The sequence below is a fragment of the Streptomyces sp. RLA012 genome, from assembly GCF_056270325.1.
On the sequence record NZ_JBWDPA010000002.1, the window covers coordinates 2703899 to 2727256 of the forward strand.

Consider the following 23358-nt stretch of genomic DNA (forward strand, 5'->3'; position numbering starts at 1 on the left):
GAGTCGCTCTCCTTCCTGTCCCGCAGTCCCGAAGGACGTATCAACCATGGCCGCCACCCCGCAGAATCCCGCCGCCGCGCCCCGCCGCAAGGTGAGCCGTCACCGCGGCGAGGGTCAGTGGGCCGTGGGACACTTCACCCCGCTCAACGGCAACGAACAGTTCAAGAAGGACGACGACGGTCTCAACGTGCGGACACGCATTGAGACGATCTACTCCAAGCGGGGCTTCGACTCGATCGACCCCAATGACCTTCGCGGACGTATGCGCTGGTGGGGGCTGTACACCCAGCGCAAGCCCGGGATCGACGGCGGCAAGACCGCGATCCTGGAGCCGGAGGAGCTGGACGACAAGTACTTCATGCTGCGCGTCCGCATCGACGGCGGCCGGCTCACCACCGACCAGTTGCGCGTCATCGGCGAGATCTCGCAGGAGTTCGCGCGCGGCACGGCCGACCTCACCGACCGGCAGAACGTCCAGTACCACTGGATCCGCATCGAGGACGTACCCGAGATCTGGAACCGGCTGGAGGCCGTCGGGCTGTCCACCACCGAGGCCTGCGGTGACACGCCCCGCGTCATCCTCGGCTCGCCCGTCGCCGGGATCGCCGAGGACGAGATCATCGACGGCACTCCGGCCATCGACGAGATCCACCGCCGGATCATCGGCAACAAGGACTTCTCGAACCTGCCCCGCAAGTTCAAGTCCGCGATCTCCGGCTCGCCGCTGCTCGACGTGGCGCACGAGATCAACGACATCGCCTTCGTCGGCGTGAACCACCCGGAGCACGGCCCCGGCTTCGACCTCTGGGTCGGCGGCGGCCTCTCCACCAACCCGAAGATCGGCCAGCGCCTCGGCGCCTGGGTCCCGCTGGACGAGGTCCCGGCCGTCTACGAAGGTGTCATCTCGATCTTCCGCGACTACGGCTACCGCCGGCTGCGCACCCGCGCCCGCCTGAAGTTCCTGGTCGCCGACTGGGGCGTCGAGAAGTTCCGCCAGATCCTGGAGGACGAGTACCTGCGGCGGAAGCTGGTCGACGGCCCGGCCCCCGACCAGCCGGTCGCCCGCTGGCGCGACCACGTCGGTGTGCACCGCCAGAAGGACGGCAACTTCTACGTCGGCTTCGCCCCGCGCGTCGGCCGGGTGGACGGCGCCACCCTCACGAAGATCGCCGAGCTGGCCGCGGCGCACGGCTCGGGCCGTCTGCGGACCACCGTCGAGCAGAAGATGATCGTGCTCGACGTGACGCAGGACCAGGTCGACTCGCTGGTGGAGGGCCTCGAAGCCCTCGACCTGACCGTCAAGCCCTCGCCCTTCCGGCGCGGCACGATGGCCTGCACCGGCATCGAGTACTGCAAGCTCGCGATCGTCGAGACCAAGGCGCGCGGCGCTTCCCTGATCGACGAACTCGAACGCCGCATCCCCGAGTTCGAAGAGCCCATCACCATCAACATCAACGGCTGCCCGAACGCCTGCGCCCGTATCCAGGTCGCGGACATCGGTCTCAAGGGCCAGCTGGTCCTGGACGACAACGGCAACCAGGTCGAGGGCTTCCAGGTGCACCTGGGCGGCGCCCTCGGCCTGGAGGCCGGCTTCGGCCGCAAGGTCCGTGGTCTGAAGGTCACTTCGGACGAGCTGCCTGACTACGTCGAGCGGGTCCTCAAGCGTTTCCAGGCCGAACGCGAGACCGGCGAACGCTTCGCCACCTGGGCGGCGCGCGCTTCTGAGGAGGCGCTGTCGTGAGGGCGAGTGAGAGCGCCCCGGAGGCGAACCGAGCCACAAAAAAAGGGGAGGCGCTGTCGTGAGTGAGCGGGCCGCTCCCTTCTACTGCCCCTACTGCGGTGACGAAGACCTTCGTCCGAGCGAGCAGGGCCACGGCGCGTGGGAATGCGCGGCGTGCAATCGAGCCTTCCAGTTGAAGTTCCTCGGGCTGCTCGCCCGGGGCGTTCGACAGGACGATCGTGGAGGGGCAGAGATATGACGACGATTCAGGAAGAGCGTACGGCCGAGGACTTGAAGAGCCTCGCCGAGCAGGCGGGGCGCGATCTGGAGGACGCCTCCGCGCTGGAGATCCTCCAGTGGGCGGTGGACACCTTCGGCAAGAAGTTCTGCGTGACCTCCTCCATGGAGGACGCGGTCGTCGCCCACCTCGCCTCCCGTGCCCGGCCCGCCGTCGGCCCGGTCGACGTGGTCTTCCTCGACACCGGCTACCACTTCCCCGAGACCATCGGCACCCGGGACGCGGTCGAGGCCGTGATGGATGTCAACGTCATCACGCTCACCCCGCGCCGGACGGTCGCCGAGCAGGACGCCGAGTACGGCCCCGCCCTGCACGACCGCGACCCGGACCTGTGCTGCGCGCTGCGCAAGGTCAAGCCCCTGGAAGAGGGACTGACCACGTACGACGCCTGGGCCACCGGACTGCGCCGCGACGAGTCCCCCACCCGGGCGAACACCCCGGTCGTCGGCTGGGACGAGAAGCGCCGGAAGGTCAAGATCTCGCCGATCGCCCGCTGGACGCAGGACGACGTGGACGCGTACGTCGCCGAGCACGGGGTCCTCACCAACCCGCTGCTGATGGACGGCTACGCCTCCGTCGGCTGCGCGCCCTGCACCCGCCGTGTCCTGGAGGGCGAGGACGCGCGCGCCGGGCGCTGGGCGGGACGCGCCAAGACCGAGTGCGGGCTGCACGGCTGACCATGACCGCGCTTCCGATGAACCAGGAGATACAAGTGACCGGAGCCACGATCTGGCTCACGGGTCTGCCGAGTGCCGGCAAGACCACCATCGCGTACGAGCTGGCCGGCCGACTGCGCGAGGAGGGCCACCGCGTCGAGGTGCTCGACGGCGACGAGATCCGCGAGTTCCTCTCCTCGGGACTCGGCTTCTCGCGCGAGGACCGGCACACGAATGTGCAGCGCATCGGCTTCCTCGCCGAACTGCTCTCACGCAACGGCGTCAAGGCGCTCGTCCCGGTGATCGCGCCGTACGCGGACAGCCGCGAGGCCGTCCGGGGGCGCCACCGGACCGGCGGCACCCCCTACCTGGAGGTGCATGTGGCGACCCCGGTCGAGGTCTGCTCCGAACGCGATGTGAAAGGGCTGTACGCCAAACAGGCCGCGGGCGAGATCTCGGGGCTGACCGGCGTCGACGACCCCTACGAGGAGCCCGCCTCGCCCGATCTGCGCATCGAGTCGCACACCCAGTCCGTGCAGGAGTCCGCGGCCGCGCTCCATGCGCTGCTCACCGAAAGGGGTCTCGCATGACGACCGTCGCCAGTGTCTCCGAGGAGAAGCACAGCAGCCCGTACGCGCTCTCGCACCTGGACGCGTTGGAGTCCGAGGCCGTCCACATCTTCCGCGAGGTCGCGGGCGAGTTCGAACGACCGGTGATCCTCTTCTCCGGCGGCAAGGACTCCATCGTCATGCTGCACCTCGCCCTCAAGGCCTTCGCCCCCGCCCCGGTCCCCTTCACCCTCCTGCACGTCGACACCGGCCACAACTTCCCCGAAGTCCTCCACTACCGCGACCGCACCGTCGAGCACCACGGCCTGCGACTGCACGTGGCCTCCGTACAGGACTACATCGACCGCGGGGTACTGCGCGAACGCCCCGACGGCACCCGCAACCCCCTGCAGACCCTGCCGCTCACCGAGAAGATCCAGTCCGAACGCTTCGACGCCGTCTTCGGCGGCGGCCGCCGCGACGAGGAAAAAGCCCGCGCCAAAGAACGCGTCTTCTCCCTGCGCGACGAATTCTCCCAATGGGACCCCCGCCGCCAACGCCCCGAACTCTGGCAGCTCTACAACGGCCGCCACGCCCCCGGCGAACACGTCCGCGTCTTCCCCCTCAGCAACTGGACCGAACTCGACGTCTGGCAGTACATCGCCCGCGAGAACATCGAACTCCCCGAGATCTACTTCGCCCACGAGCGCGAGGTCTTCAAACGGGCCGGCATGTGGCTGACCGCCGGCGAGTGGGGCGGCCCCAAGAACGACGAGACCGTCGAGAAGCGGCTCGTCCGCTACCGGACCGTCGGCGACATGTCCTGCACCGGCGCCGTCGACTCCGAGGCAGTGACCCTCGATCAGGTCATCGCCGAGATCGCCGCCTCCCGCCTCACCGAGCGGGGCGCCACCCGCGCCGACGACAAGATGTCCGAGGCCGCGATGGAAGACCGCAAGCGCGAGGGGTACTTCTAGACATGACCAGCACCACCGAACCCACCGAACCGCTGTCGGTCGAACAACTGTCGGCGACAACCCTGCTGCGCTTCGCGACCGCCGGCTCCGTCGACGACGGCAAGTCCACGCTGGTCGGACGTCTGCTGCACGACTCCAAATCGATCCTCACCGACCAGCTGGAGGCCGTGGAGCGGGTCTCGGCCAGCCGGGGCCAGGACGCCCCCGACCTCGCCCTCCTCACCGACGGCCTGCGCGCCGAACGCGAGCAGGGCATCACCATCGACGTGGCGTATCGTTACTTCGCGACCGCCCGCCGCCGGTTCATCCTGGCCGACACCCCGGGCCATGTGCAGTACACCCGCAACATGGTGACGGGCGCCTCCACCGCCGACCTGGCCGTCGTCCTCGTGGACGCCCGCAACGGCGTCATCGAGCAGACCCGCCGGCACGCCGCCGTCGCCGCGCTGCTGCGCGTCCCGCACGTCGTCCTCGCCGTCAACAAGATGGACCTCGTCGAGTACAAGGAGTCCGTCTTCGCGGCGATCGCCGAGGAGTTCACGGCGTACGCCTCCGATCTGGGCGTTCCCGAGATCACCGCGATCCCGATCTCGGCGCTCGCCGGTGACAACGTGGTGGACGCCTCCGCGAACATGGACTGGTACGGCGGCCCCACGGTCCTGGAGCACCTGGAGACGGTGCCGGTCAGCCACGACCTGGCGCACTGCCACGCGCGTCTGCCCGTGCAGTACGTCATCCGCCCGCAGACCGCCGAGCACCCCGACTACCGGGGTTACGCGGGTCAGATCGCGGCGGGGACGTTCCGGGTCGGTTCCCCGGTCACCGTGCTGCCCTCCGGCCGTACGTCGAAGGTCGCCGGGATCGACCTGCTGGGCAAGCCGGTCGATGTCGCCTGGACCCCGCAGTCGGTGACCCTCCTCCTGGAGGACGACATCGACATCTCGCGCGGCGACCTGATCGTGCCGACCACGGACGCGCCCCCGACCACCCAGGACGTCGAGGCGACCGTCTGCCACGTCGCCGACCAGCCGCTCACCGTCGGCCACCGCGTGCTCCTCAAGCACGGCACCCGCACGGTCAAGGCGATCGTCAAGGACATCCCGTCCCGGCTGACGCTGGACGACCTCTCCCTGCACCCGCACCCGGGTCAGCTGGTCGCCAACGACATCGGCCGTGTCAAGATCCGCACCGCCGAGCCGCTGCCGCTGGACTCGTACGCCGACTCCCGGCGCACCGGCGCGTTCATCCTGATCGACCCCGCCGACGGCACCACCCTGACCGCGGGCATGGTCGGCGAGTCGTTCGCCGCGCCGCAGCCGGTCAAGGACGAGGCCGACGAGGACGGGTGGGACTTCTGACATGACGTCCACCGACTTCTTCTCCACGTTCGCCAAGGAGGGCGGCCGCGTCGGCAGCGGCGCCCTCGGCAGCGGGCAGGGCGGAGTGGCGCGATGTGCGCGATGACGTACGCGCACTGCCTGCGCGCCCTGTCCCCCCACCCGACGTCCCGGATGCGACGACGAAGACCTGCCGACCTCCCGGCCACGACCTGAAAACGTGACCGCCGGGCCAACGAGAGGAACCCCTCCCGTGCCTGCCATCCGCTCGACCCTTGTACGCCGTGGCATAGCCGCCGCCGTCGCACTCCCCCTCCTCACGCTCACCGCCTGCAGCTACGGCTCCGACTCCAAGGACACCTCGTCCTCCAAGGAGAAGGTCGCCGCCGGGTCCTCGAAGATCGAGGGTCTCGACACCGTGAAGATCGGCTACTTCGGCAACCTCACCCATGCGACCGCGCTGGTGGGCCGCCAGGAAGGCCTCTTCCAGAAGGAGCTGGGCGGTACGAAGGCGGAGTACTCCATCTTCAACGCCGGCCCCTCCGAGATCGAGGCGCTGAACTCGGGCTCCATCGACATCGGCTGGATCGGCCCTTCGCCCGCGATCAACGGCTACACCAAGTCCGACGGCAAGAGCCTGCGCATCATCGGCGGTTCGGCGTCCGGCGGTGTGAAGCTCGTGGTCAACCCGAAGAAGATCACGTCCCTGAAGGACGTCAAGGGCAAGAAGATCGCGACCCCGCAGCTCGGCAACACGCAGGACGTGGCGTTCCTCAACTGGATCGCGGACCAGGGCTGGAAGGTCGACGCGCAGAGCGGCAAGGGCGACGTCTCGGTCGTCCGTACGGACAACAAGATCACCCCGGACGCCTACAAGTCCGGCTCCATCGACGGCGCCTGGGTGCCGGAGCCGACCGCCTCCAAGCTGGTCGCCGAGGGCGGCAAGGTGCTGCTGGACGAGGCGTCGCTGTGGCCCGACAAGAAGTTCGTGATCACGAACATCATCGTGTCGCAGAAGTTCCTCAAGGCGCACCCGAAGGTCGTCGAGGCCGTGCTGAAGGGCTCGGTCGAGACCAACAAGTGGATCGGTGCCAACCCGGACGAGGCGAAGACGGCGGCGAACGCCCAGCTGAAGGTCGACTCCGGCAAGGAGCTCCCGGCGAACGTCCTCGACCCGGCCTGGAAGTCCATCCAGGTCACCGATGACCCGCTGGCCGCCACCCTCAACACCGAGGCGGAGCACGCGGTGAAGGCGGGCCTGCTGGAGAAGCCCGACCTGAACGGGATCTACGACCTCACGCTCCTGAACAAGGTCCTGGCGGCCGCGGGCGAGAGCACGGTCGACGACGCCGGTCTCGGCGTCAAGTAAGGACCCACACCGATGAGTTCCCAGGAGGTGACGACCATGGCCACGACTCTCGCCAAGGCCGCCGACAGCGCCGAAGCGGTGGAGCACGCCGCCCGGATCGAGCATGTCTCGAAGTCCTTCGCCGGACCGGCAGGGCCCCAGCTCGTCCTCGACGACATCACCCTCGATGTCGCCCCGGGCGAGTTCGTCACCCTTCTGGGGGCCTCGGGGTGTGGAAAGTCGACCCTGCTGAACCTGGTCGCGGGCCTCGACGCCCCGACCGCGGGCAGCATCACGACCAACGGGCGCCCGGCCCTGATGTTCCAGGAGCACGCCCTCTTCCCCTGGCTCACCGCGGGCAAGAACATCGAGCTCGCCCTGCGTCTGCGCGGCGTCGCGAAGTCCGAGCGCCGCGACCGGGCGGAGGAGCTGCTCGAACTCGTCCGGCTGCAGGGCGCGTACGGGAAGCGGGTGCACGAGCTGTCCGGCGGTATGCGCCAGCGCGTCGCGATGGCCCGCGCGCTCGCCCAGGACAGCCAGATTCTGCTGATGGACGAGCCGTTCGCGGCACTGGACGCCATCACGCGGGACGTCCTGCACGACGAGCTGACCCGGATCTGGCGCGAGACCCGGTTGTCCGTCCTCTTCGTCACCCACAATGTGCGCGAGGCGGTGCGGCTCGCCGAGCGTGTCGTCCTGCTGTCCTCCCGCCCCGGCCGGGTGGCCCACGAGTGGACCGTGGACATTCCGCAGCCGCGCCGTATCGAGGACTCCGCGGTGGCGGAGCTGTCCGTCGAGATCACCGAACAACTGCGTGGGGAGATCCGCCGCCATGGCCAGCACTGAGACGAAGGCCGACGCGGCCGACCAGCCCGTCAAGGACATCCCCGGCAACGACATGGCGGGCCTGGAAGCGGGCCTCGACGCCCTGGAGACCACGGCCCACACGGGCCGGCCGGCCTTCCGGCAGACCTTCGTCGAGAAGATACTGCCGCCGCTGGTCGCCGTCGCCCTGGTGCTGGTGGTGTGGCAGGCGCTGATCTCGTTCAAGATCGTCACCGACCCGAGCAAGCTGCCCTCCCCGACCGACGTCTGGGACGAGGTCAAGGACGCCTGGCTGCAGGGCACGCTGCTCGGCTACATCTGGACCAGCGTCTCGCGCGGTCTGCTCGGTTTCCTCTTCGCCCTGGCGATCGGCACCCCGCTGGGTCTGCTGGTGGCCCGGGTGAAGTTCGTCCGCGCCGCGATCGGCCCGATCCTGTCCGGTCTGCAGTCCCTGCCCTCCGTGGCCTGGGTGCCGCCGGCCGTCATCTGGCTGGGCCTGAACAACTCGATGATGTTCGCGGTGATCCTGCTGGGCGCCGTCCCGTCCATCGCCAACGGTCTGGTGTCGGGCGTGGACCAGGTGCCGCCGCTGTTCCTGCGGGCCGGCCGCACGATGGGCGCGACGGGCCTGCGCGGGACCTGGCACATCGTGATGCCGGCCGCGCTGCCCGGCTACCTGGCCGGTCTGAAGCAGGGCTGGGCGTTCTCCTGGCGCTCCCTGATGGCGGCGGAGATCATCGCCTCCTCCCCCGACCTGGGCGTGGGCCTCGGTCAGCTGCTGGAGAACGGCCGCACCGCCAGTTCCATGTCGATGGTGTTCCTGGCCATCTTCCTCATCCTGTTCGTCGGTATCGCCATCGACCTGCTGATCTTCAGCCCGCTGGAGCGGTGGGTGCTGCGCAGCCGTGGTCTCCTGGTGAAGAGCTGAGCCCCTCATGAGTCAGCCGGTCCTTCTGGTCATCGCCCACGGCAGCCGCGACCCGCGGCATGCCGCGACGGTGCACGCCCTCGTACGACGGGTGCGGGCGCGGCGCCCCGGCCTGCGCGTGGAGACCGGCTTCCTGGACTTCAACGTCCCGTCCGTGCACGGAATGCTGGAGTCCCTGGCGGCGGAGGGCGTACGCGACGTGGTGGCCCTTCCGCTGCTCCTCACCCGGGCCTTCCACGCGAAGGCGGACATCCCGGCGGTGCTGCGGGACGCCCCGGCGCGGCTGCGCATCCGGCAGGCGGAGGTGCTCGGCCCGTCGCCGCTGCTGCTCGCCGCCCTCGAACGGCGTTTGTACGAGGCGGGGCTGGCCCCCGCCGACAAGTCCTCGACCGGGGTCGTGCTGGCCTCGGCGGGGTCCACGGACCCGGAGGCGATCGCGGTGATCGCAGAAATCGCGCGGGAGTGGCGGCGCACCGGTTGGTGCGCCGTGCGGCCCGCGTTCGCCTCCGCATCCCTTCCGCGCACCGAGGACGCGGTGCGGGAGCTGCGCGAGCTGGGCTGCGCCCGGGTGGCGGTGGCACCGTACGTGCTCGCCCCCGGCTTCCTCCCGGACCGCATCGCCCGGGGCGCCGCCGAGGCGGACGTACTGGCCGACGTGCTGGGCCCGGCACCGGAGGTGGCGCGGGTACTGCTGGAGCGCTACGACGCGGCGCGGGTTCCCGCGCTGGCGGCCGTCGGCGCCTGACGGTACGGCGGACCGGTCCCGCTCGACGACACGTTCGCCGTCACGGTCGCGGTCGCCGCGGGGCGCGCGAGGTGTCCCGCCGCGCGCTGGGCACGGCGGGACACCTGGCGGGACGAACCCGGCCGATCGCCACGGCCGACCGATCACCGGGGCCGAGTGGTCGCTACGGCCGATTGGTCGCTACGGCCGGGTGGTCGCTACGGCCGGGTGGTCGCTACGGCCGGGTGGTCGCCTTCACCGTGACCGCCGGGCCCGTGCCCGCCGCCGTGACCGTCGCGATCGTGACGGTGTACGACGTGGCGGGCCGCAGGCCTGCGATCACCCGGAACATGCCCTTCGCGGAGGGCTGGCCGACCAGGGCGTCGCGGCCCGTGACATCGATCGGGGCGCGGCCGTCGGAGACGGTGACGCGGTAGCCGACGACCTTGGCGTCGCCGGTCGCGGTCGGCGGGGTCCAGGCGACGGTCGCGGCGGTGGACGCGGTGCGCAGCTTGGGTCCGGTGGGGGCGCCCGGCAGCGTGGTCACGGCGGTCGGGGTCAGCGGGAGCGAGGCGAGCGACGGAGCGCTCGTGCCGTGGGCGTTGCGCGCGGTGACGGTGACCGTGAGCGGGCCGGCCGGGAGTCCGCCGATGCGCACGAGCGCGGTCCGCTTGAAGTCGGCCGCGGTGACGGACTGCTCGCCGACCTGCCGGCCCGTGGCGTCGTAGGCCCGTGCCGTGTAGCCCGTGACGGGTGACCCGCCGTCCACGAAGCTCGGGTTGAAGGTGACGTACAGGGCGTCGGGGCCGGCCGTGCTGGTGCCCACGCGGGAGGGTGCCTCCGGCGCGGAGGGGGCGCCGATGCGGCGGTTCAGGAGCCCTTCGTAGGCGGGTTCGAGTCCGGCGTTGTCCAGGATCTCCGGCGGTACGTCGGACAGTCCCGCCATGATCTTGTTGCCGGTCGTCACCAGGCCCTTGTTGTCGCCGTCGGACGTGCCCTCCTCCCACCAGTTGTCCTTGACGAGGGTGGGGTCGTTGTTGCCGAGGGTGTCGCGGTAGTCGGTGTGGCGGGAGGCGACGTTGGCGTACGAGGCGTTGTAGAGGACGTTGCCCTCGACGGTCTCGTAGGTGCAGCCGTTGTCGGTGTAGACGTTCTTGCCCAGGCCCCACTGGTCGTGGATGACGTTGCCGGTGACCTTCTCGCCGTCGGCCAGGGAGGTGCCGGTCAGGCCCTGGGTGTAGATGCCGCCGCCGTCGTCGAGCATCTGCATGTAGTCGAAGATCAGGTTGTCGCGGACCGCGTTGTCGTGGCTGGGGTTCGGGGTCGCCGCATCGCCGATCTTGTCGGGCCAGCCGCCCCAGCCCAGGGACACGGCGCTGTAGCCGACGTGGTCGATCTGGTTGTGGGCGATGGTGTTGTGCTGGGTGTAGCCGTTGAGGATCGCGACACCGCCGTGGTACTCGCGGGGCAGTCCGTAGAGGTGATTGTCCGTCACCTGGACGCCGGAGGCGGGGGTTCGGCCGTCCACTCCGCCGATCTCCAGTCCGTTGCCGGAGATGTCGGTGAAGATGCTGCCGTTGACGGTGGAGTCCTTCGAGCCGGTGCCCAGGTCGAGGCCGGACGCGCCGAGATGGGCGAAGACGTCGTCGCTGAAGTCGATGCGCTGCCCGTACGCGAAGGAGACGTTGCCGGGCATCTTGGTCCAGGACGCGAACGGGCAGGTGCCGCCCTCGACGTACTGGCACAGGCCCTGGGTCGCCCAGCCCTTCTCGCCGGTGATGGTGTAGCCCGCCTGGATCTCGGAGAAGCCCTCCGGTCGCGAGGGGGTGAGCCAGGTCGCGTAGCTGAACTGGAGGCCGCGGAAGGCGATGTCGTGGACGGGCGCCTGAGCCGTGCCGCGCCCGTCGATCAGCTTCTCGGCCTGCGCCGCCTCGACATCGGCCCGCGCCGGGTTCTCGCCCTTGCGGGGCAGGTAGTAGACCCGGTGCGCGGCGCGGTCGAGGTACCACTCGCCGGGCTGGTCGAGGAGTTCGTAGGCGTTCTCGATGTACGTCGCCCTGCCGCCGTTGGTGAGATGGCCGGGCCCGACCATGCCGACCGTGCGGCCGGGGATGTCCGGGAACTCGACCCGTTTGTTGGAGTTGTCCCAGCACGGCTGGACCATGGTGATCGTGGTGCCCTCGGCGGCGGCGATACGGCAGCGTGGCTCGGTCCACTGGCCGAGGCCGTTGCGCTCGATGTTCCAGAGGGACTCGCCGCTGGTGTAGACGAACTCGGCGTCGGAGGGGTGCTTCCAGTGCGCCAGGGTGTCGGAGGACGCCGTGTATCCGCCGGCGGTCTGGGTGAGGGTCACCGGCACGGCGCCGCGCGCCCGCTGGGCCCGCACCCCGTCCACGTACAACTGCCGTGTGTCGGTGAGGCCTTGGGGAGCGGGCGCGGACCACAGCCCGGGTCTCCCGGCGACCGGGTGCCACCCCGCGACCTGCCGTCCGCCGCTGACGACCGTGTTGTTCCCGGTCCCCTGCCAGATCACCCGGTGGCCGCCGGTGCCGGAGTCGCGGGCGTCGAGGACGAGCGGCTTGGTCCGCCGGTAGGTGCCCGGCGCGAGGTGGACCGTCAGATCGCCCTTCATGTGCGTGACACGGGTGCGTACCAGGGTGCGGGCGCGTTCCAGGGTGCGTACGGGGTGGTGGGGGGTGCCGTTGGCGTGGTCGTCCCCGGTCGGGGAGACGTAGAGGTCCAAGGACGCGGGCTGGGCGGAGGACACGGCGCTCGGGATTCCGAGGGCCACAAGTGTGGAGATCAGGGTGACTAGGGCGGCTCTTCGGCGCATGGGCATGTTCCCCTCCCGTGGGATCAGCCTTACCCAACGCCGAGAAAGGTAGGATCTATAGAGCCCACGGTCAATGAATGGGGCAGAGAATGACGCAACTCCCTCGTCTTTGAGCGTCAATTCATCCGAGCATCGTTCAGATGTCAGACTTGGGTTCAGCTGAAAGACTGGCCTCGTCCGCCAGCCGTATCAGCTCCGCGAGCGGCAGCGAACCCGCCGCCCTGCGCTCGCGCGCGAAGGTGTTCGCGAGCCGTTGGAGCAGGTCGTTCAGCGGGGTCGGTATGCCGTGCAGCCGGCCGAGGAGGACGATCTCGCCGTTGAGGTAGTCGGCCTCGATGGTGCCGGTGCCGCGGTCGAGGGACTGCCAGGAGGAGCCGCCAACGCGTTCCGAGCCGTCGAAGGGTTCGAACCGGATCTTGTTGTCACGGGCCCGCTTCTGCTCCTCCTCACCGGCGTACGCGATCCCCGCGGCGGTGAGCACCGCCTCGCCCTCCGCCCGCACCCGCTCGAAGAGCGCCAGCCCCTCCTCGCTGGTGAGCACGCCGCTGACCGCCTCGACGGCATTCGCGAGATTGCCTAGCAGCTTGGCGTACTGCCAGCGCGCCACGTCCGCCACGACCGGTGCCTCGAAGTGGGACTCCGCCAGGTCGGCGGCGATCCGCAGGGCCGTCTCGTCGGTGCCGTGCGGGTGGCGGCCGAGGTGCAGGATTCCGGTGAGCGGTGCGCCCGCCGCGGACACGACACCCGGTTCGACGAAGGTGGCGGGCAGCCAGACGCAGACGCCGTACACCCGCCGGAAGCGGCGCAGCGCGAGGCGTTGGCTCTCCACGCCGTTCTGCGCGCAGACCAGGGGCAGTTGTTCGGCGGCCGTGCCGCCGCCCGCCACCGGGGCCGGGCCCCAGGCCAGCAGGGCCGCCTCGCTGTCCTGCGTCTTCACGGCGAGGACCAGTACGTCGTCGGCGCGCAGTGTGCCGAGCGCCGCGGGCCCGTCGACCGTGGGCAGCCGGTGCGTGTGCGTCCCCTGCGAGGTGATGAGCCGCAGCCCGTGCGTGCGGAGTGCCTCGTAGTGCGCTCCGCGCGCGACCAGGACCGTCTCGTGGCCCGCCTCGGCCAGCCGGCCGCCGATGGCCCCGCCGACCGCTCCCGCTCCAATAATGATGTAGCGCATGGGGACGAGCCTCGCACAGTCGTATGTACCCTCCATTGAATGGTGTCGGAAATCTTCACGCTCGGCGGACGGCTGCCGGTGCGGCGGCTCGGCTACGGGACCGCGCAGCTCACCGGCCCCGGCTACTGGGGCCCCCGGGGAGACGCCCGGGACGCGGTGGCCGTGCTGCGGCGGGCCGTCGAGCGCGGGGTCACGCTGATCGACACCGCCGACAACTACGGTCCCTCGATCGCGGAGGAACTGGTCGCCGAGGCCCTGTACCCCTACCCCGAGGGCCTGTTGATCGCCACCAAGGGCGGTGTGGTCCGCACCGGTGACCGTGCCTGGCACATCGCCGGGCGGCCCGAGCGACTGCGGGCGATGTGCGAGGCGAGTCTGCGCCGGCTGCGGCTCGACACGATCGATCTGTACCAGCTGCACCGGCTCGACCCAAAGGTGCCGATGGCCGAACAGCTCGGCGCGCTCGACGAGTTGCGCGCGGAGGGCAAGATCCGGCACATCGGGCTCGACTCCGTCACCGCCGAACAGCTGGAAGAGGCGCTGGAGTTGACGGACGTCGCCTCGGTCCAGAACCGCTTCAACCTGCTCGACCGCGCCTCGGAGCCGCTGCTGAAGCTGTGCGAGGCGCGCGGGATCGCCTTCCTGCCGTGGTTCCCGCTGGGCAACGGCTCCCTCACCGCCGACCCGGTGTGCGCCGAGGTGGCCGCCGCGCACGGGGCGAGTCCGGGACAGATCGCCCTGGCCTGGCTGCTGCACCGCTCCCCGGTGCTCTGCCCGACCCCGGGCACGGGATCGCTCGCCCATCTGGAGGAGAACCTCGACGCGGGCGCGGTGCGGCTCACCGCAGAGGACAGGGAAGCGCTGGGTTGACCTTGCCCCCGGGACAAGGACGAGGATCCCGGGCATGGACCACTACCTGAAACAGACGCCGTACAGCGATCCGGGCGACGCCCTGGACATCGGCGGACTGCCCCGTGATCCGGGGCAACTCGCCTCGCTCGTCAGAGATCTGATCATCCATCGGGGCGAGGGGCGGCGCTTCGGCCACACCATCCCCGAGGAACGGCTGCACGAGGACGCGGAGTCGCGGTACACGACGGAACTGCTGCGGATCCTGGCGGAGCGCGCGGACACCCCGCTCACCGAACGGCGGGCGCCCGCGGAGCGGTTCGTGGGCACCTGCCGGGACTTCGCGCTGCTGCACTGCTCACTTCTGCGGGCCACGGGGACGGCCGCGCGGCTCCGCTGTGGCTTCGCCACCTACTTCGGCGCGGAGTACGGCGATCACTGGGTCACCGAGTACCGCCTGCCGGACGGCGGTTGGCGGCTCGCCGACCCTCAGGTCCACCACGAGTACGACCTCCCCTTCGACCCGGTGGACGTGCCCCGCGACCGGTTCCTGGTGGCCGCGGACGCCTGGCGGATGTGCCGCGAGGGACGTGCCGACCCCCGGAGCTTCGGCGTGTTCGACCTCAACGGGATCGAGGGCCTGTCGTATCACGGCCTGTGGTTCGTCCGCGCCAACGTCCTGCGCGACCTGGCCGCCCTGGGCGGCGTCGAAGTACTGCCCTGGGACGGCTGGGGTCCCGAGATCCTGGACGACGCGGCGCTCGGTGAGGACGACATCGCGCTGATCGACACCGTCGCCGCGGCCGACTTCGGGAACGAGGACGAGCTGCGGCGCCTGTACCGGGACCCGCGGCTCGCCGTCCCGGACGAGCTCGTCTCGTACACCACCTACACCGGTGTCCGAAAGGTCACCCTGCGTCCGCGGAGTCGGCGCTGAACGGCGTGCCCTGGTGGAAGTAGAGCCGCCAGCCCTCCGCCGTCCGCCGCCACAGCGAACTCCGGTGCGCCCGGCGGCCGCTGTCCTCCTCCGTGTCGAAGGTGAGGTGGACCACGTCCGGTGCCAGCTGGACACCCCTCATGCCCGAGGCGGTGAGGGGCCGCGACCCCGGCTCGACCGTGGAGGTCAACTCGGCGATGACCGAGGCGCGGTCCCACAGCTGCCCGGAGGAGCCGAACTCGTGGAAGTCGGGGTGGAGCAGCGCTCCCAGTCGCTCCGGTGAGCGGCGGACCTCCGCGTCGAGCAGCCTCAGTTCGCCCTCGATGGCGGCCTCCACGGCGGGGTTGTGCTCAGGCACCGGTCAGCTCCTCAAGTTTCACGACGGTGTTCCAGTTGCGGGTGGTGGCGGTGATGCCCTTGAGGACTCTCGGCTTCGCCAGGGCCCCGGCCAGCTTGGAGCGCCCGAGGCCGTCGGGGGCGTACAGATAGAGCACGCGGTCGCCGAGGCGGAACTCCTCCGGCAGGAACGCCGCCGGGTCGACCGACGCGAAGCGCCCGGCGTCGACGGGGCCGGAGAAGTAGGTGACGTGCAGCTGCCTGCCCTCCAGTTCGGCGGCCGGGAAGGGGCACGCCTCCCGTACGCTCCTCAGATGGGCGTGGTCGCGGACCAGGACGTCTACGCCGAAGCCGAAGTGTTTCTCCATGGCCTCGGCCAACTCGGCCGCCAGGGATTCCTCGTCACCGCGGTCGCTGGAGAAGACGGCGTTTCCGCTCTGCAGATACGTGCCCACGTCGGCGTGGCCGAGCTCCCGCAGCAGCGTGCGGAGCTCGGCCATCGGCACCTTCTTGTTGCCGCCCACGTTGATCCCGCGCAGCAGCGCCGCGTACGTCGTAGTCATCCGCACACCATAGGACGGTCGCCGTGTCCGCGCGGATCAACACCCGCACCCCGGGCGCCGGACCCCGCACCCCGATCCGGATCCCCGAGAAGCCCCCGTAGATGTAAGGGGCTTTCATCCTCCCCAGTGCGGAGACCGCGGGGTCCGCGGGGAGGAGCCGGTGGTCCGCCGGTTCACCGGAAAGCACGAGGAGTCCTTCTTATCGGGCCCATACCTTCATAAGCAGAGGTGACGGCAGGGGGTTGTCACCGCGCACAAGGGGGCTGGCCCGTCATGGGGAACGGAGACATACGGGTGCGGGGCATCGCCGCGCGGGCAGGCGGCTGGAGCGCCCGGCACCGATGGGCCGCCGTCGGCATCTGGGTGCTGTTCGTCGTGCTGGCGATGGGGCTCGGCTCGGCGGCGGGCCGCGTCGATGTCAAGGAGAGCGATCAGCTCAAGGGCGAGACGCACACCGCGGCCAAGATCATCGAGGACGCCGGGATCGAGGAACCGGCCGGTGAGAGCGTCCTGATCCAGGCGAAGGACACGGGCGTCAAGGCCACGGACGCCGAGTTCCGCAGCGCCGTCGCGGCGATCGTCGAGGCCGTCGAGAAAACCGGCGAGGTCACGGACGTGACCTCGCCGTACGACACGAAGACGATCTCGAAGGACGGCCGCAGCGCGCTCGTGCAGTTCGACATGCGCGGCGACTCGGAGACCGCGGGCGACCGCGTCGAGCCGGTGCTGAACGCCGTCAAGGGTGTCCAGCAGGACCACACGGGGCTGCGGATCGAGGAGATCGGCGGCGCCAGCATGCAGAAGACCTTCGACGACGCCTTCGGCGACGACTTCCAGAAGGCCGAACTCTCCGCCGTGCCCGTGGCCCTCGGCATTCTGCTGATCGCGTTCGGCGCGCTGGTGGCGGCACTGCTCCCGGTGGCGCTGGCGGTTACGGCGATCATGGCGACGATGGGTCTGATGGGCATCGTCAGCCATCTGCAGCCGATGAGCGACACCGCGAACTCCGTGATGCTCCTGGTGGGTCTGGCCGTCGGTGTCGACTACTGCCTGTTCTATCTGCGCCGTGAGCGCGAGGAGCGTGAGGCCGGCCGGGACGCGCAGACCGCGCTGCGGATCGCCGCCGCGACCAGTGGCCGCGCCATCGTCGTCTCCGGTGTCACGGTGTGCGTGGCGATGGCCGGCCTGCTCTTCACCGGGCTCGCCGAGTTCCAGGCGATGGGGCTGGCCTCGCTGATGGTCGTGGCGGTCGCCATGGTCGGCTCGGTCACCGTTCTGCCCGCGCTGCTCTCGCTGCTCGGGGAGCGGGTCGAGAAGGGACGCCTTCCGTTCCTGCACCCGGACAAGCGGCGCGCCAGGGGCAAGCGCGTCCGGTCCGCCGACGAGGGCAGCCGGTTCTGGAGCGCCGTCCTGCGGGTCGTCCTCGCCAAGCCCGCCGTCTCGCTGGTCGTCGCGGCCGGTGTGCTGCTCGCGATCGCCGCGCCCGCGCTCGGCATGAAGACGCAGAACCTCACCCTGGACAAGGAGTTCGGCGACTCGCTGCCGATCGTGGGGACGTACAACCGGGTCAACGACGCCTTCCCGGGCGGTTCCGAGCCCGCCGAGGTGGTCGTCAAGGCGCGGGACATCAACGCCGCCGACGTGAAGTCCGCGCTCGCCGACTTCCGTACGCAGGCGATCGGTTCGGGTGCCTCGCGCGGCCCGGTCGACATCAAGGTGCACGCGGCGCAGAACGTCGCCTTCGTGTACGTGCCCCTCGTGGGCGGCTCCGATCAGGACAAGGCGGAGAAGAGCCTTCAGCTGCTGCGCGACAAGGTGCGGCCCGACACGCTCGGCAAGGTCGACGGCGTGCAGGCGCCGATCACCGGACAGGTCGCCGGCTCGCACGACTTCAACGACCAGTTGGTGGGCTCGGTGACCCCGGTCTTCGCGTTCGTGGTCGTCTTCGCCTTCCTGCTGATGCTGCTCTCGTTCCGCTCGCTGACGATCGCGATCACCTCGATCGTGCTCAACCTCCTCTCGGTCGCGGCGGCCTACGGCATCCTGGTCGCCGTCTTCCAGCACGGCTGGGGCGCGTCGCTGGTGGGCGCGGAGGGCGTGGGCGCCATCATCACCTGGCTGCCGCTGTTCCTCTTCGTGATCCTCTTCGGGCTCTCGATGGACTACCACGTCTTCGTGGTCTCCCGGATCCGTGAGGCGCGGCTGCGGGGCCGCGACACCAAGGACGCGATCCGGCACGGGGTGGTGACCACCGCGGGTGTCGTCACCAGCGCCGCCGTCATCATGGTCGCCGTCTTCGCGATCTTCGGGACGCTGTCCATGCAGTCCATGAAGCAGATGGGCGTGGGCCTGGCGGCCGCGGTCCTCATCGACGCGACGATCATCCGCGGGGTGTTGCTGCCGGCCGTGATGGCGCTGCTGGGCGAGCGCAACTGGTATCTGCCGAAGTGGCTGCACCGGCTGCCGGACCTCACCCACGACGAGTCCCCGCAGTCCGTGCTGCCGCCCGCGCCTCCGGCGGCGGAGGGGGAGAGGGTGCGCGTCTGACCTCCGCACCACGAGGGGGGACTCCGCACCGCGAGGTCGGTCCTCCCCACCGAGAGGTCACAGGTGGCCGGGGCACACGCGCCCCGGCCACCGCGCCGTTCGCCCGACCGCCTCGCCGTTCACGGCAGCTGCTCCCGGCTCGCGCGCAGCTCCGCCTCGATGAGGTCCGCCGCTCGCCGGGTGCCGCCCTCCTCCGCCATCCGCTCCCGGACCTCCCGCAGGCGGCGGGCCACCCCGGGGTCCTCGACCAGGGCGAGGACGGCCTCGCGCAGGGTGTCGGCGGTGGCGTCCGCCATCGGTACGTGGCGGGCCACACCGAGCGCCTGGAGCATGTCGGCGTTGCCGAACTGGTCGACGGCCTGCGGTACGGCGACCATCGGCGTGCCGGTGGCCAGCCCCTCCTGGCTGCCGCCCGCACCCGCGTGGGTGATGAACGCGTCGGCCTGCCGGAGGATCGCGAGCTGGGGCACCCAGGGGTGGACCTCCACATTGCCGGGCACCTCCCCCAGCTCGGCGGGATCGACGAGACCGCCGATCTGCAGCACGACGTGCCACCCGGGCAGATCGCCGAAGGCCCCGACGCACTCGCGGTAGAAGCCGGGCTGCTTGGTGAAGCTGGAGCCCAGCGACACGAGCAGCACCTTCTCGGCGTTCGCGGGCCGCCGCCAGTCTCCCTGCGCGGTGCGCTCGCCCTGGCAGGCGCCGACAAAGGTGTGAACGCTCTCGTCGACGCGGTCGGCGTTCGGCTGGAGGGCCCTGGGGATGAGGACGAGGGAGCGGGTGGGGCGGCCGACGAAGGGGTCCGGATGCTGTGCGATCCCGTTCTCCTCCAGCCAGGCCCGGAACCGGGCGTAGTAGGCCTGTCCGCGCTCGGTCCGTCTCGGCTTCTCCCACATCGGCTCGGCGACCTCCTCCTCGTAGCCGTCCCAGGCGACGAGGTTCGGCGAGAGGGAGACGGCGGGCACGCCCCAGCGATGGGCGAGGACGCGGGCCGGGTACGCCGTGATGTCGTGCAGGACGAGGTCCGGCTCGTCGCCCTCGTACGCCTCGACGAGCTGGGGAAGCGCCTGGATCGCGTCCTCCAGGAAGGGTTCCACGTGGTCCAGGAGGGTGCTCCCCCACGCCTCCGGATCGTCGTCGGGGGACGGCAGCGTCGAGTGCCACGGCTTCGGCTCGGCACCCGTGCCGGCGACCTTCTCGGCGAAGGCGGGCGGAATGGCGTACGTGACGCGGTGCCCGCGTGCGACGAGCTCCCGGATCACCTCGATGCTCGGGTTCACATGGCCGTGGGCGGCGATGGAGAACATGGCGATGTGGGCGGGTCGCGTGGTCATGCGGCGACCCTACGCAAGACGAGACGTCTCGTTCAATTTGTTTTCGCCTGCGGCAGCGGCCCACCCCCGCGTCGGCGCCGGCCCCGACCGGTCACCTCTGACAGCCAGTCACCTCTGGTAGCGGGCCAGCACCAGGTTCCCGTCCTTCACCAGCCGCTTTCTCAGCTCCGCGAGCCCGATCGCCCCGCTGTAGTACTCCTGGAACGCGGGGGTCGCGACCTTGTCCTTCCATTCGGGATAGCCGCGTACCGACTGGGCGGGGGCCGAGCGGAGATGGGCGGCGAGGGCGGTGCCGGTCGCCCAGCCGTCCTTGGCGGTGTGCAGGGCGGGGTCCTTGAGGGCCTGCGTCCCCGTGGGCAGCATCCAGTCGCCGAGGGCGAGACGGACCATGTTCTTCGGCCGGAGCAGGAAGTCGATGAACTCGGCGGCCTCCTTCTTGTGCGGGCTGTCGGCGGCGATGGAAAGGGTCTGCGGGCTGACGCCCTGGGTGAGTCCGTTCGCGCCGGCCGGGGCGGGCAGCACCTGCCAGTCGAAGCCCTTCGGCGCCTGCTGCACGATCTGCTGACGGTAGGAGAAGCCGAGCGGCACCATCGCGTACTTGCCGCCGAAGAACCCGGGCAGCGTGTCGGAGCCGCCCATGCCGAGCGTGGCGCCCGACGCGCTTCGGTCCGTGTTCACCTCGTCGTGCACGGTCTTCGGCACCACCGCGTCGGCCGCGTCGAAGCGGACCGTCACCCTGCCGTCCGCGCCCCGGTGGAACAACTGCCCGCCGGCCGAGAGGGAGAGGTTGAGCGTCGCCGAGACCGGCTCCCTCAGGGGCCAGGCGACGCCGTACCTGCCCTTGCCGCTCAGCCGCTTCGCGACGGTGCGGAACTCGTCCCAGGTCCAGGGCCTTTGAGGAGTGGGAACGCGCACGCCCGACCGGCGGAGCCAGGTGGCGTTGGCGATCAGAACGCGCGGCTCCTGGAGGAACGGCACTCCGAAGATCCCGTCCCCGAAGGTCGCCGTCTCCCAGCTGCCGCGCGGGATGTCGGACTTGAGCCGGGCGGGCAGCAGCGCGCGCAGATCGGCGAGCCGGCCGCCGTACGCGAAGTCCGCGAGGTCGTCCGAGGCGTCATGGATGATGTCCGGCGCCGCACCGCCCTCGAAGGAGGTGAGCAGCTGGTCGTGAACGCTGTCCCAACTTCCCTGCACATAGGCGACCTTGACCTGCGGATGCGTGGCGTTCCACTCCTTCACCAGCTCCTTGGTCGCGGTGACGGACTCCTGCTGCCAGGCGAGGGACTGGAAACGGAGGGTGATCACTCCTGCAGTTCCGCCACCGCCACCGCCGCCGCTGCCCGTGCACGCGCCGAGCAGCAGGCCGAGGACGGCCAGGACCAGCAGCGGTCTCGTCCGCATCAGCTCTTCACCGCCCCGGCGAGCATGCCGCCCGTGATCCGCTTCTGGATGACCGCGAAGACGACCAGCGAGGGAAGCGTCGCGAGGAAGGCCGCCGCGGCGAGCGGGCCGAGGTCCGCCACCCCCTCCGCCCCGATGAAGTGCGTGAGGACGACCGGGAGCGTCTGTTTCTCCGGGGTCTTGAGCAGCACGAGCGCGAAGAAGAACTCGTTCCACGCGCTGACGAAGGCGAACAGGGCCGTCGCCACGATGCCCGGCGCGAGCAGCGGGGCCACGACGGAGACCAGGGTGCGCACCCGGCCCGCCCCGTCGACCGCCGCGGCCTCCTCCAGTTCGGCGGGCACGGCCCGTACGTATCCCACCAGCATCCACAGCGCGAACGGCAGCGCCCACACCACGTACACCATGATCAGTCCGGGCAGTGAATCGATCAGCCGCAGGTTCTTGAGCACCAGGAACAGCGGAATGATCACGAGCACGAACGGGAACGCCTGGCTGACCACGACCCACCCGGTCGCGGCCCTCGCGAGTGGCGTACGGCGGCGTGCCATGACGTACGCCATCGGGGTCGCCAGGAGTACGGCGACGGCCGCCGCGCCCAGCGCCGCGAGCAGGGAGTTGAGCGCGGCGTGCAGCAGCGGCTGTTCGTCGAAGGCCTGGCGGAAGTTGGCGAGGGTGGGGTGCTTCGGGATCCAGGTGGGGTGCAGGCTCGCCAGCTCGCGCGCCGGTTTGAAGGCGGTGGAGATCAGCCAGAGGAAGGGGAAGGCCAGGAAGACGAGATAGCCGAGCAGGGCGAGGTACTGGCCCGCGCGGGCTCCTCTGCCGGTGTTCATGGCTCCTTTGCCGGTGTTCACACGTCCTCGCCTTCCCGCAGCCGGCTCACCAGCCGGAGCGCCAGAATCACCGAGATCACCGCGACCATCACGCAGCCCATCGCCGCCGCGTAGCCGAACTGTCCGTAGCGGAAGGCCTCTTCGTACGCGAAGAGCATGGGGAGCCGGGTACGGCCGCCGGGTCCGCCGTTGGTCAGCACATAGACCAGCGCGAAGGAGTTGAAGTTCCAGATGAGGTTCAGTGCCGTGATGGCGAGTGCGACCGGTCTCAGGGCGGGCCAGGTGACCGTCAGGAAGCGGCGCCAGGCGCCCGCGCCGTCCATCGCCGCCGCCTCGTGGAGTTCGCGCGGGGTGTTCTGCAGTCCGGCGAGCAGCGCGACGGTGGTCTGCGGCATGCCCGCCCAGACCCCTACGACGATCACCGCGGGCAGCGCGGTGCCCAGAGCGCTCAGCCAGTCGTGGCCGTCGCCGAGGCCGAGGTCGCGCAGGGTCTCGTTGAGGATGCCCGCGTCCGGGTTGTAGACGAGCCGCCACATGATGCCGACGACGACCTCGGGCATGGCCCACGGGACGATCGCGAGGGCACGCGCCAGCCGGCGGAAGCGGAGGTCCTGGTCGAGGAGCAGGGCGAGGCCCAGCGCGAGGAGGAACTGTGGCACGGTCACCCCGACCGCCCACAGCAGACCGATCCGGAACGAGTCCCAGAACAGGGTGTCGTGCAGCAGGTCCTGGAAGTTGAGGACCCCGATCCACCGGGTGGGTGTGGTCCGGCCCGACTGGGAGTCGGTGAACGCCAGCGCGATCCCGTAGAGCAGCGGTCCGACGCTGAGGACCAGGATCGGGATCAGCGCGGGCAGCACCAGGAACCAGGCCCCGTGGTCGACGGGACGCCGGTTCCCGTTTCCCCGGGGCACGCGTCGCGCCGACCGCCTCGTCGCGGTCGCCGAGGTCGCCGAGGTCGCCGAGGTCGCCGAGGTCATCGAGTCACCCATGTCATTGAGTCACCCATGTCGTCGAATCGCCCATGTCATCGAATCGGCTCCTTCGCACGGCTGATGGCGGATGGGGCGGTCCGGCGGCCCCCGTCATGGTGCTGACGGAGGTGCGGGTCGTCAAGGCACCTCGCACGTGGTCCGACCTGTGCGAATGCGACACTGGCCGACGGATGGCGGGAACACGACGCCGTACACGAAGGT

21 protein-coding genes are annotated in these 23358 nt (G+C 70.3%); 13 read left to right on the top strand and 8 right to left on the bottom strand.

From position 1 onward, the window contains the following. Positions 1–46 precede the first annotated feature (46 nt). The 10 genes from RV986_RS12570 (at position 47) to RV986_RS12615 (ending at position 9382) form a co-directional block, all read left to right on the top strand. Complete coding sequence (locus tag RV986_RS12570; RefSeq protein WP_475917466.1) at positions 47–1741, top strand: nitrite/sulfite reductase; 1695 nt, start codon at positions 47–49, stop codon at positions 1739–1741. Positions 1742–1799: 58 nt separating this feature from the next. Continuing rightward, positions 1800–1979: a hypothetical protein gene (locus RV986_RS12575; RefSeq protein WP_475917467.1), complete on the top strand. Its 180-nt coding sequence runs from the start codon at positions 1800–1802 to the stop codon at positions 1977–1979. Further along, positions 1976–2695, top strand: coding sequence for a phosphoadenylyl-sulfate reductase (locus RV986_RS12580; RefSeq protein ID WP_475917468.1), 720 nt, complete (start codon positions 1976–1978; stop codon positions 2693–2695). The genes RV986_RS12575 and RV986_RS12580 overlap by 4 nt, the downstream gene beginning before the upstream one ends. 17 nt (positions 2696–2712) lie before the next feature. Beyond that, positions 2713–3264, top strand: a complete 552-nt coding sequence (gene cysC / locus RV986_RS12585; protein ID WP_475924262.1) for an adenylyl-sulfate kinase — start codon at positions 2713–2715, stop codon at positions 3262–3264. Further along, positions 3261–4199 (top strand): sulfate adenylyltransferase subunit CysD, encoded by a 939-nt coding sequence (cysD, locus tag RV986_RS12590; RefSeq protein WP_475917469.1) that lies wholly within the window; start codon positions 3261–3263, stop codon positions 4197–4199. The genes cysC and cysD overlap by 4 nt, the downstream gene beginning before the upstream one ends. A 2-nt stretch (positions 4200–4201) precedes the next feature. After that, entirely contained in the window at positions 4202–5557 is a 1356-nt protein-coding gene (locus RV986_RS12595; protein WP_475917470.1) for a sulfate adenylyltransferase subunit 1, read from the top strand. 232 nt (positions 5558–5789) lie between these two features. Next, a complete protein-coding gene (locus RV986_RS12600; protein WP_475917471.1) occupies positions 5790–6905 on the top strand; it encodes an aliphatic sulfonate ABC transporter substrate-binding protein in 1116 nt (371 codons plus the stop codon). Positions 6906–6941: 36 nt separating this feature from the next. Continuing rightward, positions 6942–7730 (top strand): ABC transporter ATP-binding protein, encoded by a 789-nt coding sequence (locus RV986_RS12605; RefSeq protein ID WP_475924263.1) that lies wholly within the window; start codon positions 6942–6944, stop codon positions 7728–7730. After that, positions 7717–8637: an ABC transporter permease gene (locus tag RV986_RS12610; RefSeq protein ID WP_475917472.1), complete on the top strand. Its 921-nt coding sequence runs from the start codon at positions 7717–7719 to the stop codon at positions 8635–8637. Before RV986_RS12605 ends, RV986_RS12610 begins: the two co-directional genes overlap by 14 nt. Positions 8638–8644: 7 nt before the next feature. Beyond that, a complete protein-coding gene (locus RV986_RS12615; RefSeq protein WP_475917473.1) occupies positions 8645–9382 on the top strand; it encodes a sirohydrochlorin chelatase in 738 nt (245 codons plus the stop codon). Between the two features lie 214 nt (positions 9383–9596). Here the strand turns inward: RV986_RS12615 and RV986_RS12620 are convergent, their stop codons facing one another. Beyond that, a complete protein-coding gene (locus RV986_RS12620; RefSeq protein WP_475917474.1) occupies positions 9597–12194 on the bottom strand; it encodes a fibronectin type III domain-containing protein in 2598 nt (865 codons plus the stop codon). A 136-nt stretch (positions 12195–12330) separates the two neighbouring features. Then, positions 12331–13362, bottom strand: a complete 1032-nt coding sequence (locus RV986_RS12625) for a ketopantoate reductase family protein (protein ID WP_475917475.1) — start codon at positions 13360–13362, stop codon at positions 12331–12333. Positions 13363–13401: 39 nt separating this feature from the next. On the opposite strand from RV986_RS12625, the gene RV986_RS12630 reads away from it, so the two are divergent. Further along, entirely contained in the window at positions 13402–14232 is an 831-nt protein-coding gene (locus RV986_RS12630) for an aldo/keto reductase (RefSeq protein ID WP_475917476.1), read from the top strand. 34 nt (positions 14233–14266) lie between these two features. Then, positions 14267–15148, top strand: coding sequence for a transglutaminase-like domain-containing protein (locus RV986_RS12635; RefSeq protein ID WP_475917477.1), 882 nt, complete (start codon positions 14267–14269; stop codon positions 15146–15148). Here RV986_RS12635 and RV986_RS12640 read toward each other — a convergent pair. Together RV986_RS12640 and RV986_RS12645 are read right to left on the bottom strand one after the other, a co-directional pair. Next, a complete protein-coding gene (locus tag RV986_RS12640; protein WP_475917478.1) occupies positions 15120–15506 on the bottom strand; it encodes a nuclear transport factor 2 family protein in 387 nt (128 codons plus the stop codon). The two genes, RV986_RS12635 and RV986_RS12640, sit on opposite strands and share 29 nt — an antisense overlap. Then, entirely contained in the window at positions 15499–16047 is a 549-nt protein-coding gene (locus tag RV986_RS12645) for a DUF1697 domain-containing protein (protein ID WP_475917479.1), read from the bottom strand. The genes RV986_RS12640 and RV986_RS12645 overlap by 8 nt, the downstream gene beginning before the upstream one ends. A gap of 273 nt (positions 16048–16320) precedes the next feature. Between RV986_RS12645 and RV986_RS12650 the strand changes: the two genes are divergently transcribed. Further along, a complete protein-coding gene (locus RV986_RS12650) occupies positions 16321–18594 on the top strand; it encodes an MMPL family transporter (RefSeq protein ID WP_475917480.1) in 2274 nt (757 codons plus the stop codon). Between the two features lie 119 nt (positions 18595–18713). Here RV986_RS12650 and mgt read toward each other — a convergent pair whose 3' ends face one another. From mgt to RV986_RS12670, 4 genes are all read right to left on the bottom strand, one after another. Next, positions 18714–19928 carry a macrolide-inactivating glycosyltransferase gene (gene mgt / locus RV986_RS12655; protein WP_475917481.1) on the bottom strand — a complete coding sequence of 405 codons (1215 nt, stop codon included), beginning with the start codon at positions 19926–19928 and terminating at the stop codon, positions 18714–18716. A 108-nt stretch (positions 19929–20036) separates the two neighbouring features. Next, positions 20037–21329, bottom strand: coding sequence for an ABC transporter substrate-binding protein (locus RV986_RS12660; RefSeq protein WP_475917482.1), 1293 nt, complete (start codon positions 21327–21329; stop codon positions 20037–20039). Next, positions 21329–22162: a carbohydrate ABC transporter permease gene (locus RV986_RS12665; RefSeq protein WP_475917483.1), complete on the bottom strand. Its 834-nt coding sequence runs from the start codon at positions 22160–22162 to the stop codon at positions 21329–21331. Before RV986_RS12665 ends, RV986_RS12660 begins: the two co-directional genes overlap by 1 nt. A gap of 17 nt (positions 22163–22179) precedes the next feature. Next, entirely contained in the window at positions 22180–23154 is a 975-nt protein-coding gene (locus RV986_RS12670) for a carbohydrate ABC transporter permease (RefSeq protein WP_475917484.1), read from the bottom strand. Positions 23155–23358 lie beyond the last annotated feature (204 nt).